The sequence below is a fragment of the uncultured Lamprocystis sp. genome (genome assembly GCF_903933125.1).
Classification (GTDB): Bacteria; Pseudomonadota; Gammaproteobacteria; order Chromatiales; family Chromatiaceae; genus Thiodictyon.
In genome coordinates this window covers 1-11,308 of record NZ_CAIZIZ010000401.1, presented here as the reverse complement: position 1 = coordinate 11,308, position 11,308 = coordinate 1, and the positions used below count along the sequence as shown (strand labels likewise).

The 11,308-nt window shown below is 64.9% G+C and carries 11 protein-coding genes; 4 read left to right on the top strand and 7 right to left on the bottom strand.

The features are described 5' to 3' along the window. Window positions 1-234 precede the first annotated feature (234 nt). The 6 genes from QZY03_RS21230 to QZY03_RS21205 all read right to left on the bottom strand — a co-directional run bounded on the left by QZY03_RS21230 (window position 235) and on the right by QZY03_RS21205 (window position 7,772). Entirely contained in the window at window positions 235-1,443 is a 1,209-nt protein-coding gene (locus QZY03_RS21230; RefSeq protein ID WP_295584353.1) for a type II secretion system F family protein, read from the bottom strand. A gap of 1 nt (window position 1,444) precedes the next feature. Next, window positions 1,445-3,331, bottom strand: a complete 1,887-nt coding sequence (gene gspE, locus QZY03_RS21225; protein WP_295584351.1) for a type II secretion system ATPase GspE — start codon at window positions 3,329-3,331, stop codon at window positions 1,445-1,447. Next, complete coding sequence (locus QZY03_RS21220) at window positions 3,331-4,365, bottom strand: glycosyltransferase family 4 protein (protein ID WP_295584349.1); 1,035 nt, start codon at window positions 4,363-4,365, stop codon at window positions 3,331-3,333. Before QZY03_RS21220 ends, gspE begins: the two co-directional genes overlap by 1 nt. A gap of 30 nt (window positions 4,366-4,395) precedes the next feature. Further along, on the bottom strand, window positions 4,396-4,950 hold the full coding sequence (locus QZY03_RS21215) for a DJ-1 family glyoxalase III (protein WP_295584347.1): 555 nt from the start codon (window positions 4,948-4,950) through the stop codon (window positions 4,396-4,398). A gap of 121 nt (window positions 4,951-5,071) precedes the next feature. Continuing rightward, on the bottom strand, window positions 5,072-6,511 hold the full coding sequence (locus tag QZY03_RS21210; protein ID WP_295584345.1) for a S41 family peptidase: 1,440 nt from the start codon (window positions 6,509-6,511) through the stop codon (window positions 5,072-5,074). Between the two features lie 175 nt (window positions 6,512-6,686). After that, window positions 6,687-7,772, bottom strand: a complete 1,086-nt coding sequence (locus QZY03_RS21205; protein WP_295584343.1) for a peptidoglycan DD-metalloendopeptidase family protein — start codon at window positions 7,770-7,772, stop codon at window positions 6,687-6,689. Window positions 7,773-8,096: 324 nt separating this feature from the next. Here QZY03_RS21205 and QZY03_RS21200 point away from each other — a divergent pair, with 324 nt between their 5' ends. The 4 genes from QZY03_RS21200 (at window position 8,097) to QZY03_RS21185 (ending at window position 10,621) form a co-directional block, all read left to right on the top strand. Beyond that, window positions 8,097-8,432 (top strand): helix-turn-helix transcriptional regulator, encoded by a 336-nt coding sequence (locus QZY03_RS21200; RefSeq protein WP_295584355.1) that lies wholly within the window; start codon window positions 8,097-8,099, stop codon window positions 8,430-8,432. A gap of 174 nt (window positions 8,433-8,606) precedes the next feature. Then, window positions 8,607-9,035: a rhodanese-like domain-containing protein gene (locus tag QZY03_RS21195; RefSeq protein WP_295584341.1), complete on the top strand. Its 429-nt coding sequence runs from the start codon at window positions 8,607-8,609 to the stop codon at window positions 9,033-9,035. Window positions 9,036-9,091: 56 nt separating this feature from the next. Next, on the top strand, window positions 9,092-9,574 hold the full coding sequence (gene secB, locus QZY03_RS21190; protein ID WP_295584339.1) for a protein-export chaperone SecB: 483 nt from the start codon (window positions 9,092-9,094) through the stop codon (window positions 9,572-9,574). A 36-nt stretch (window positions 9,575-9,610) separates the two neighbouring features. Next, the gene (locus QZY03_RS21185) at window positions 9,611-10,621 is read left to right on the top strand and encodes an NAD(P)H-dependent glycerol-3-phosphate dehydrogenase (protein ID WP_295584337.1); all 1,011 of its coding nucleotides are present in this window, start codon (window positions 9,611-9,613) and stop codon (window positions 10,619-10,621) included. Window positions 10,622-10,623: 2 nt separating this feature from the next. On the opposite strand, the gene QZY03_RS21180 is transcribed toward QZY03_RS21185, so the two are convergent. Beyond that, window positions 10,624-11,109, bottom strand: a complete 486-nt coding sequence (locus QZY03_RS21180) for a tRNA (cytidine(34)-2'-O)-methyltransferase (RefSeq protein ID WP_295584334.1) — start codon at window positions 11,107-11,109, stop codon at window positions 10,624-10,626. Window positions 11,110-11,308 lie beyond the last annotated feature (199 nt).

The window sequence follows — 11,308 nt, the reverse complement described above, 5'->3', positions numbered from 1 at the left end:
CTGGTGCGCCGCACCAGTTGGGCGGCGGCGAATTTCGTCAACTCAACCGCAGACCCGGACGCCCTCGTTATTTCCCAGCGGGACTGGGAACGCTTGCTGGATCAACTGGCCTCGACGGCCTGAAATGGCCAAAGTCGAGTCTGTGACATCTGTTGATAAATCTGGAGGATCGCTTTAGCCGGCACGGCAATCTTGGCCGACCTTGGTGCACCTGTACTGCGCCCGAGGTGGCTGTCAGAATACCAGATCATTCGCCCCCAAGATCGCCATCAGGATAGAAATGATGATCCCCGCGACCACGATACCCAAGCCGACGATGAGAATGGGCTCCAGGAGAGTCAGCATGCTCTGAACGCTGGTGCGAGTCTCCCGATCATAAATGCTGGCGACCTTGGCGAGCATGGCGTCGAGCGCGCCCGACTCCTCGCCGACGCGGATCATCTGTAAGGCCAGGTCCGGCAAGGCCTTCAGCCGCGCCAGGGGACCGGCGAGTCCGCGTCCGTGCTTGAGATCCTCACCCGCCTCGTCCAAGAGGCCGGATATCTTGCGGTTACTCACCACCTCCTTGGCCAGCGTCAAGGCACTGAGCAGCGGCAGTCCGTTCTTGAGCAGGGTGGAGAGGGTGTGGGCGAGACGGGCGGTCTCCATCTTCCAGATCAGGTCACCGAACAAGGGGATCCGCAAGACGCGATGATCCAGCCGGTCGCGCACCTGTTCGTCCTGCATCCAGCGCTCCAGACCCAGGGCGATCAGGGCGGCGGCGACGAGCATGGCCCACCAGTAGTTGCGGAACAGATTGCCGGCGGCGACCACGATCTGCGTCGGCAGCGGCAGCGCTTTGCCCATGTCATCGAAGAGCACGGTGAACTGAGGCACCACGAAGACCAGAAGCAGGATCACCGAGGATGCAGCCACGAACAGCAGGATGGCCGGATAGACCAGCGCCGAGGTGACCGTCTGACGCAGTTCCGCCACCCGTTCCAGATAGTCGGCCAGCCGATCCAACACCTGATCCAGTGCCCCGCTGGCCTCGCCCGCCCGCACCATGTTGATGTAAAGACGCGCGAACTGCCCGTCCTGAGCCTCCAGTGCACTGGAGAAGGTGGCGCCACCGCGCACCCGCCCCTGCAGGTCCGCGAGCACACGCACCAGATGCTCCTCCGCGGTCAGGTCGATCAGAACCTGGAGCGAGCGGTCCAGCGTCATGCCGGCCTCGATCAGGGTAGCCAACTCACGGGTGAGGATGCCGATCTCTTTCTGGCTCAGGCGACGCCGCCGGGTGCGCCCCAGCCGCGCCCGCAGACCACCGGCGGAGCGCGTCTCGACCGGGAGCAGCCCCTGGGCCTGCAGCAGGCTGACCAGCGTCGGCTCATCGGCCGCCTCCAACTCCCCTTCGACCGGCTCGCCGTCGAGTTTGACCGCCTTATAGAAATACTTGGGCACCTTAATCGTCCTCCGCGACCCGCAAGACCTCCTCCACCGTGGTGCGCCCGGCCATCGCCTTGCGCAGCCCGTCCTCATACATGGTGGCCATCCCCTCCTCCATGGCCAGGCGTTGGATCGCGTTGGCGGTCGCGTGACTCAGCACCAGCTTGCGGATCGGATCGGTCATCAGCAGCACCTCCGAGATGACCAGCCGGCCGCGGTAGCCGGTGCCGTTGCAGAGGTCGCAGCCGCCTGGGCGATACAGTTTGATCGGTTCGGGCCCGTCCGGCTGAAAGCGCGTGAAGCGTGCGGCGAGTTCCGGCAGGGCATCATAGGGTTCACGGCAATGGGGGCAGAGGCTGCGCACCAGGCGCTGGCCAAGAATGCCGTTGACAGTGGAGGTCAGCAGGTAATCCTCGACACCCATGTCGAGCAGGCGCGTGACCCCGCTGGCCGCGTCGTTGGTGTGCAGCGTGGACAAGACCACGTGTCCGGTCAGGGCCGACTGCACGGCGATGCGGGCGGTCTCGAGATCGCGCATCTCGCCGACCATGATGATGTCCGGGTCCTGTCGGACGATGGCGCGCAGGGCTCCGGCGAAGGTCATGCCGATGGCGGACTTGACCTGGATCTGATTGATGCCCGGCAGTTGGTATTCGACCGGGTCTTCGACCGTAATGATCTTGCGTTCTTGCGTGTTGAGCCGGGACAGGGCGGTATAAAGCGTCGTGCTCTTGCCGGAACCGGTGGGCCCGGTGACGAGCAGAATGCCGTAAGGCTGTTCCAGGATGTCGATCAGGCGCTGTCTGGGGGTACCGTCAAAACCCAGGGCATCGAAATCGAAGCGCACGCTCTCCTTGTCCAACAATCGCATGACCACGCTCTCACCGAACATGGTGGGCACGGTGGAGACGCGCAGGTCCAGCTCACGGCCCTGCACACGGACCGGGATGCGCCCGTCCTGCGGCAGACGGCGCTCCGCGATATTGAGCTTGGCCATGATCTTGACACGCGAAATGACCGCCGCGGTGGAGCGCACCGGCGGGGCATCGACCTCCTTGAGGATGCCGTCGATCCGATAGCGCACCTTCAGTTCATCGGCGAAGGGCTCGATATGGATATCCGATGCACGGGATTCCACCGCCTTCTGGATCATATGATTGACCATGCGGATCACCGGTGCCTCGCTGGCCAGATCCTTCAGGTGCTCGATGTCCTCCTCGTCGAAGTCTCCGTAATCGGGCTCCGCGTTCGGGTCCGGCTCGGCCTGCTTCTCATAAAGCCGCGCCAGCGCGAGCTCGATCTCGGAGGCCAGCGCGATGACACCCTCCACCCGCTTGCCCGCGGCCATCGCCACTGCCGGCAGGATATAGGGATCGACCGCGTCCGCGACCGCGACCCGCAGGTGTTCCTCATCTTCCGCCATGGGCAGCACCCTGGCATCTTTGAGAAACCGCAGGGTGAAAAGTCCCTCGGCAACGGGTTCTGCCGGAAACTGCGCGGGGTCCGCCAGCGGCAGATCCAGAACCTCGCTCATCGCCTGTGCCATATCCCGCTCGGAGACCAGGCCCAAACGCACCAACATGCGCAGCAAGGGCTCGCCGCCATCGTCGGCCAACCGGCGGGCGCGGGCCAGATCCCCCGCGGTGAGCTTGCCGCGTCCATGCAGTGCGGCGACGATGCGGGCTTCCGGCGGACGCTCGGCCGGGGCCTGATCGACGCCCAGACCCTCCGCCGGCTCCGGGTGTGAGGCCGCGTCAGAAGCGGGTTCCGAGCCAAGGTCGTCGATTGCATCGGCCGCCAGGACTCGCCGCTCAACTGCGTCAGCGGCGGGAAGTAACGGCTCAGGGTCGTCACGCGTCCCGGTGAAAACCGGGAGATCGTCCAAGAAGGGCTCGGCCTGCACTAGTGGACCTCCTCGGGGTGTGACTGGCCTTCAGCCAGACGCACACGCACATGAATCAGCGCGTAAATCGCCGCCCAGGCCAGCAGCACCAGCCATTGCTCATGTAACGGCAGGCCCGGGGCAGCGACGGCACAGGCGGCGGCGGCGGCCATCAGGACGTAACCGCGCAACACCGTCTTGCGATGGCCCCAACCGACGAGCACCAGACGCTGGTAATGATGACTGCGATGCGCCTCCCAGATGCGCTCGCCCCGCACCAGCCGCCGCGCCAGCGTCCAGGTCGCATCGACGATGAACGGGGAGAACGCCAGCCAGGCGACCCACAGCGGAAAGAGCCCGGTCGCGGCACCCCACAACGAGAGCGCGGCAGCCAGCAGACCAAGACTGGAGGAGCCCAGATCACCGAGGAAAATCCGGGCCGGGGGAAAGTTGCTGAACAGAAAGCCCCCTGCGGCCGCGGCGACACAGGCCGCAACCAAGGCAAAGACCGGGTCGCCCCCCTGCCAGCCCAAGACCGCCAGGGCACCGAAGCCGAACAGGGCCATGCCGCCGGCGAAGCCGTCCATGCCATCCATGAAATTGTACAGATTGATCATCCAGACTACGTAGAGCACCGTCAGGAGCCAGGCGAGCGGTGCGGGCAAGGGCCAGTCCGCCCCCGGCAGTCCCAGCGAACTCCACAGCAGCCCACCGGCGGCCAGGAGCAGACCAGCGCCAACATGCACGGCGAAGCGCAGACGGCGCGAGACCTCGCCCAGATCGTCCAGCAGCGACACGGCCGCAACCGGCAGCAGCGCCCCCGCGACCCACGGCAGTTGCTGAGGGCTCAGCCCGGCGAGCCAGCACAGGAAGAGCGTGACGACCAGACCGAAAAGCACCGCCAGACCACCACTACGCGGCACCGCAACCTGATGGAGCGACCGTGCGTTGGGGTGATCGAGCAGAGTGCCACGTTCGGCCAGCCAGCGCGCGGCAACCGCGCTAAGCCCCACGGCGGCGGGTAGCGCCGCCCATTCGAGCAGGATCGGGCTCATGACGCGCGCAGGTTGCTGGTCATCCGGGCCTCACAGGTCGCGTACCAGTTGCGACTCCACGGTGTGGCGGCTCGCCTCACCCATCAGTAATGCGATCAGTTGTAATGCGAAATCCATGGCGGTGCCGGGACCGCGGGAGGTCACGACCAGACCGTCCACCACCACCGGCGCATCGGTCAACATCATCCGCGGAAAGTCGGCGGCCACAATTGAACCAGGATAGGCGGTTGCGCGCTTGCCGTCGAGCAGTCCGGCGGCGGCCAGCACCTTGGGTGCGGCACAAATCGCCGCGGCGAAGCGTCCCTCCGCGACCTGGCGGCGCAACAAGACCTGAACCCGCGGGTCTTCCTCAAGGAACCGCGCACCCGGCAAACCGCCCGGCAACACGACCATCGCGAAGTCCTTGTCCTGCTCCGCCTCCAGGGTGCTGTCGGGTACCAGGACGGTGCCGCGGCTGGCGGTCACTGCGCCCGCCGTCAAGCCGGCGGTCACGACATCGATCTGTGCCCGACGCAGCAGATCGATAATGGTCACCGCCTCCAGCTCCTCACACCCTTGGGCAAGTAGAACCAGTACCTTTGGCATCTTGAAGATCTCCTGCAAACCAGCATTTTCGGATGTTCGCGAAGCGCGCGGACCCGATCATTCCCGACACAATGGTCGCGGCGGCCGGCGCCGACTGGCGCGCGGCGCCCGGATTGCGCTGTCAGCCGCCCTTGGCACGACCCAGAATCGTCAGGCCCTTGAGCATATTCAGAGCTTCGGCGAGCTGGAAGTCCTCGGCGGCAAGGGTTTTCTTGACCTCGCCGGACTTGTCGTCCGCAGCCGCCTTACCCTCGTCGAGGTGGCGGACCAAATCGGACTCTTTCAGCGGGCCCTGTTCCCGCTCGGACGATGGCTTGAACACACCAGGATCGAGCGTGACATCCGGATTGATTCCCTCAGCCTGGATCGAGCGGCCCGACGGTGTGTAGTAGCGCGCGGTCGTGATCTTCAACGCGGTGGTATCGTCGATTGGGACGATGGTTTGGACCGACCCCTTGCCGAAGGTCTGGGTTCCCATGATCAGGGCACGCCGATGATCCTGAAGTGCTCCCGCCACAATCTCCGAGGCCGAGGCGCTGCCGCCGTTCACCAGGACCACCAGCGGGGCGCCGGCCAGCACATCATCCGGACCCGCCTTGAACTGGAGCTTTGAGTCGGCCTGCCGCCCCTGAGTGTACACGATCAGCCCATCGACGATGAACGCATCGCTCACCCCGACAGCGGCATTGAGGACACCGCCCGGGTTATTGCGCAGGTCCAGTACCAGGCCCTTGAGTTCATCCTTGTTCTCCTTTTTCAAGGCTTCAATGGCCGTGCGCATGTCCTCCGTGGTCCGTGCCTGGAAGTGCGACAGTCGCACATAACCGAAACCGGGCTCCAGGGTACGGCTCTTGACCGAAGCGACATGGATGATGTCACGTTCCACCTTCACGTCGAGCGGCCGGCCGTCGGTGCTGCGCATGATGGTCAGGCGGATCTCGGTTCCGGGCTTGCCGCGCATCATATTCACCGCCTCGTTGAGGCTCAGACCCTTCACCGGCTTGTCATCGATGCGCACGATCAGGTCGCCCGCCTGGAGTCCGGCCCGCTGCGCCGGGGTGTCATCGATCGGGGCGATGATCTTGACGAACCCATCGTCCATGCCGACCTCGATCCCGAGACCGCCGAATTCACCGCTGGTGCCGACCTGGAGTTCCCGGTACTCCTCCTTATCCAGATAGGACGAGTGCGGATCGAGCCCGGCGAGCATGCCGCGGATGGCACTCTCCAGTAACTTCTTGTCCTTCACGCCTTCCACATAGTCGTCCTTGATCCGCCCATAGACCTCGGCGAAGGTCCGCAGTTCGTCCAAGGGCAGTTCCTCTGCGACCGGCGCGGCCGACGCAACCGGTGTCTGCGGTTCGGCCGGAATCACGGGCGCCGGCACAGCGTCCGGGATAGCCGGCGTCTCCGGCACGACCGGCGTCTCCGGCACGGCCGGCACGCTCGGAACAGCCGGCGCGGACGGCTGTTCTTGCGCCAGCGTCCCGCCTGGCGGGGCGACTGCTCCGAGGGTGATACCGATCCAGATCAGCAAGGCAAGGGACAAACGTTTGGGCATGGTCGTGCGGGTTCGCAGGTGGAATGGGTGATGATGTTGCGCGGGTGACACGGGTGACGGCCACCGGACCCGCGGTGCACATCGACCGAAGTGGCGCAAGCATCGCATGTTTCAACAGTGCTCGACAGATGCGCATGACCCGCGTGATGCGCGGACCCCACCGCCGGAGCCGCGGTCAACCGCACCAGCGGGCCGGGTCGAGCGCCTCACCATGGTGACGGATGGCGAAATAAAGCACCGGCTCGTCCCGGCCGCCGCTGTTGCCGCTCAAGGCGATGACCTCGGCGGCCGACACCCATTCACCGACGTCCTTGAGGAGTGCCTCATTATGACCGTAAAACGACAGGAAACCGTCGCCGTGGTCGATCACCAGCAACAAACCAAAACCGACCAGCCAGTCGGCATAGACCACCCGACCGTCGTAAATCGCACGCACCTCCTCGCCTTCACGCGCGGCCAGCAGACAGCCGTCCCAGGTCAGCTCGGAATCCGGCTTCCGGGTACCGAATCCGGCCCGGATGCGTCCCTCCAGCAGGGGCCAAGCCAGCCGGCCCTGACGCGTGGCGAAGGGATCACGCCGGACTTCCAGCTCCGCCTTGATTTGCGCCCGCTGGCGCAGATGTTCAACCAACAGCCGTAGATTTTCTGCATCGCGGCTCAGACTCACCAGGTCCGCTTCGCGGCTCATGATGGTCTGCTCCAACGCCGCAAGCACTTGGGCGCGCTCCTGTTTCGCCGCTTCCAGACGGACCCGGGCGGTCTCCTGCTCAAGCGCGAACTCACGCAGGCGCTGCGCCTCACGCTCCGCATTACGGACCAACAGCGTCAGCCGCGCGGCGCTCGCCTCGACCGCCTGAATGCCGCGGACGCGTTCGCGATTGAAATAGGCGAAATAAGACATCACTCGACTCGCGCGGACCGGGTCCTCCTGGTTCAGCAACATGCGCAGTCCATCCGTCCGTCCCATCGCGTAGGCCGTTCGCAGCAATTCGGACAGACGCCGGGTTTGCTCGGCCAGTGCGGTCTGCGCCTGGAACTCGCGCGCACGCAAATCCTGCGCCACCCGGGTCTGCTCGCCGACCACCCGTTCCAGTTCCCGACCGGCGATCGCGAGTGCCGCGACGTCTTTTTCGCGCTGTTCGAGCTCCGCGATCAGTGCCTGTCGCTCGGCATTCTGCCCGGTCAACTCCGCACCGATGCCCTCCATCTGCCGATCGAGATCGGAAAGATCACGCGACCGCGCATCGATCACGCTATCCATATCCTGCGCCCAGACCGTTGGGGCGGGCGTCGCCGCGAAACCAACCGCCAGACCACAGGCGAAGTAGGCCGCGGCGACCGCGCGGCACCACCGCCCGCGCCGGAGCAGTCGGAATCTGCGTTGATGAGAACCAAAGGCCATGGGATCAGAGGATCACGCTGAGAGCACGGCCGGCAGTATAATCACCACCTTCGCCGCGAAAAAACCGAAGGTTGGCCGTCGCGGCGCTTCGCAGCACGTACAAAAGAGCTTATTATTGTATTATGAAAAATTGATTCCTCGTCAAAGGCGATGGTCACCATTCTGAACCCCAGATCTCTGCCGATGTTGGAAGACCGCGAATCGGACGGCGAGGAGGCGATGTCGCTCTTCGCGGACGACGAGGACATCGAGCGCGCCTCGCGTTCGCTCAAAGCCATGTCCCATCCGCTACGACTGAAAATCCTCTGCACCTTGGGCGAGCAGGAGGTCAGCGTGCAGGATATCGTCGATCTCGTGGGAACCTCACAGAGCAACATCTCCCAACATCTGGCCATTTTGCGCGACAAGGGCATCCTGGCCTCGCGCAAAGACGCGAATCGTGTGTACTACCGCGTGAGCGACAATCGGACCTTACGCCTGATCGGAATGATGCGCGAGGTCTTCTGCCAGCACGACTGACAGATCCCCGATCAGGGCGGACCCCGCGGCAACTCTACGAGACGGGGTGACGCCCGCGTCCGCGCTCCTTATACTCCGCGCCCAGCACCTTGCCGACCCGCGTCGGTCACGCCTCCGCGTGAGCCGCGTCGCAACGGTCGGTGACCAATCCACTCCACATGAGACTTGAGACCGATGCAGTTGAGCCAACTGATCGCGTTCGTCGGTAACCACTGGTACCTGTTCGTCGCGCTTGCCGTGATCGCGGGACTGCTGACCTACAACCTGATTGTCGGGGAACGCGGCAGCGTCGACCCCCTGGGAGCGACCGCCCTGATCAATCATCAGGACGCCGCGGTGATCGATGTCCGACCGGCGGCCGATTTCGCCCAGGGCCACATCATCAATGCCGTCAACATCCCGATGAACGGCTTCAAAAACCAGATGGCGGTCTTGAGTAAATACAAGGGCAAACCGATCATCGTCAATTGCCGCTCCGGAGCCCAGTCCAATACCGCCTGCGGCCTTCTGCGCAAACAGGGGTTCGACGACGTGTACAATCTCAAGGGCGGTGTCATGGCCTGGCAGGCGGCCAGTCTGCCGCTGACCCGCAAGAAACGCTGACCCCGGCTGGATTTCACGTTTTATTCGTTCAACCAAATTTTTAGAGCACGACACGCATGGCCGACATCGACCAGATCAACCCGGAACGCCAGTTCGCCGTCCAGCGCATTTACACCAAGGACCTGTCGTTCGAGTCACCCAACGCCCCCGAGATCTTCCGCGGCGAGTGGAAACCACAGAACGAACTGAACCTCAACACCAAGGTCAACCGGCTCTCCGATCAGGCCTACGAGGTCGTCCTGTCCGTGACCGTCACGGCCAAGGTCGGCGACAAGACCGCGTTCATCGTCGAGGTGCAGCAGGCCGGCATCTTCACCATGGCCGGCTTCACCGAGCAGGAACTCGGGCCCATGCTCGGCGCCTACTGCCCCAACCTGTTGTTTCCCTACGCGCGCGAAACCGTCTCGGACCTGGTGACCAAGGGCAGCTTCCCGCAGTTGGTCCTGCAGCATGTCAGCTTCGACGCCCTCTTCGCCCAGCACCAGCAGGAAGCAGCGGCGCAGGCGACCGGGGCCGATGAAGGCGTTCGTCAACATTGAGATCGGCACCAAGACCGTGCCAATGAGCGAGTACCCATGAGCCAGATCGGAGGCAACTGCGTCGCGGTCATCGGTGCCGGGTCATGGGGCACGGCCCTGGCGATCCGCCTGTGCCGCAATGGTCATCGGGTTCAACTCTGGGGAAACGAGGCCGACCATATCGCCGAGCTCCGCGCGGAAGGCGAGAATCGACGCTTTCTGCCGGGCATCGCCTTCCCGCCGGGCCTTGTCGCGCTCACCGCGCTGGACCAGGCGCTGAACGGCGCGACCGATTGTCTGGCAGTGGTGCCGAGCCATGCGTTCGCCGCCGTGACCCGCGCACTCGCCGGACTGCTGCCCAGTGGCATCGGCCTGGCCTGGGCGACCAAGGGACTGGACCCGGCGAGCGGCGGACTCCTGCACACCCTGGCGCAGCAGGCGCTGCCCGGCCAGGATCTGGCGATCGTCTCCGGGCCGAGTTTCGCCCGCGAGGTCGCGCAAGGCCTCCCCACCGCGGTCACCGTCGCCTCCGCACAGCCGGAATTCGCCCGGCGGACCGCGGCGCTGCTGCATGGTGAGCGTTTTCGCGCCTACACCAGCTCGGATATGGTCGGCGTGGAGATCAGTGGCGCGGCCAAGAACGTCCTGGCCATCGCCACCGGGATCGCCGACGGTCTGGGCTTCGGCGCCAACAGCCGCGCTGCATTGATCACGCGCGGACTGACCGAACTGATTCGGCTCGGCACGGCGTTGGGCGGCCGCGGCGAGACCTTCATGGGGCTGGCGGGCGTCGGTGACCTGGTGCTGACCTGCACCGACAACCAGTCACGCAACCGGCGGATGGGCCTGGCACTGGCCCGTGGGAGCAGCGTCGCTCAAGCGCGCGAGGAAATCGGCCAGGAAGTCGAAGGGGTGGTCACGGCCCAGGCTGTGCGGACCCTCGCCCAGCGCTATGGCGTTGAAATGCCGATCAGCGAACAGGTCTACCAAGTGCTCTACGAGGGGCGCTCACCGCTGCAGGCGACCGCCGCGCTGCTCGAACGCGAGCCCAAGCCGGAGTTCGATTGAGTTCATCCGTCCGCCGGATCCGGCACCGCGGCACCGACAAAGTCGAACTGTCGCCAGGCCTCGAACACCATCACCGCCGCCGCGTTCGACAGATTCAGGCTGCGATTGCCCGGCCGCATCGGCAGGCGCAGCCGCTGCTCCGCCGGGATGCGGTCCAGCACCTCCGGCGGCAACCCACGGGTCTCAGGACCGAAGAGAAAGCAGTCGCCCGGCCGATAGCGCGGTCCATCATGACGCACCCGGCCCTTGGTGCTGAGCGCAAACATGCGACGCCCGACCAGCAGGGCCAGGCAGTCATCGAGCGACTGATGCACCGCAACGGTTACATACTCGTGGTAGTCGAGCCCGGCCCGGCGCAGCAGTCGATCCTCCAGACTGAAACCCAGTGGCGCGATCAGATGCAGCGCCGCCCCCACGTTGGCGCACAGGCGGATGATGTTCCCGGTATTGGGCGGGATCTCGGGTTGGTAAAGGATCAGATCGAACATCGCGGGCGGCCGTCGAGTGGACAGTGGCGGGTGCCGCGGGCGGGTCCGCGGCGACCCGCAGCAGTTCCAAATTTGAGGGTCTCCTGCGGCCCATGGTGGATGCGGCGCGCACAATCGATGTGCTGAATCCCGAACATCGTGCGGCGCACCTTATCCACCCTACAAAATCGCCGGTTTTGTAGGGTGGATAAGCGTAGCG

Excerpts from the sequence above, each read along its gene's own strand:
- QZY03_RS21220 (WP_295584349.1), bottom strand. The coding sequence starts at position 4,365 with ATGAGCCCGATCCTGCTCGAATGGGCGGCGCTACCCGCCGCCGTGGGG.
- QZY03_RS21215 (WP_295584347.1), bottom strand. The coding sequence starts at position 4,950 with ATGCCAAAGGTACTGGTTCTACTTGCCCAAGGGTGTGAGGAGCTGGAG.
- QZY03_RS21210 (WP_295584345.1), bottom strand. The coding sequence starts at position 6,511 with ATGCCCAAACGTTTGTCCCTTGCCTTGCTGATCTGGATCGGTATCACC.
- QZY03_RS21205 (WP_295584343.1), bottom strand. The coding sequence starts at position 7,772 with ATGGATAGCGTGATCGATGCGCGGTCGCGTGATCTTTCCGATCTCGAT.
- QZY03_RS21200 (WP_295584355.1), top strand. The coding sequence starts at position 8,097 with ATGTTGGAAGACCGCGAATCGGACGGCGAGGAGGCGATGTCGCTCTTC.
- QZY03_RS21195 (WP_295584341.1), top strand. The coding sequence starts at position 8,607 with ATGCAGTTGAGCCAACTGATCGCGTTCGTCGGTAACCACTGGTACCTG.
- secB (WP_295584339.1), top strand. The coding sequence starts at position 9,092 with ATGGCCGACATCGACCAGATCAACCCGGAACGCCAGTTCGCCGTCCAG.
- QZY03_RS21185 (WP_295584337.1), top strand. The coding sequence starts at position 9,611 with ATGAGCCAGATCGGAGGCAACTGCGTCGCGGTCATCGGTGCCGGGTCA.
- QZY03_RS21180 (WP_295584334.1), bottom strand. The coding sequence starts at position 11,109 with ATGTTCGATCTGATCCTTTACCAACCCGAGATCCCGCCCAATACCGGG.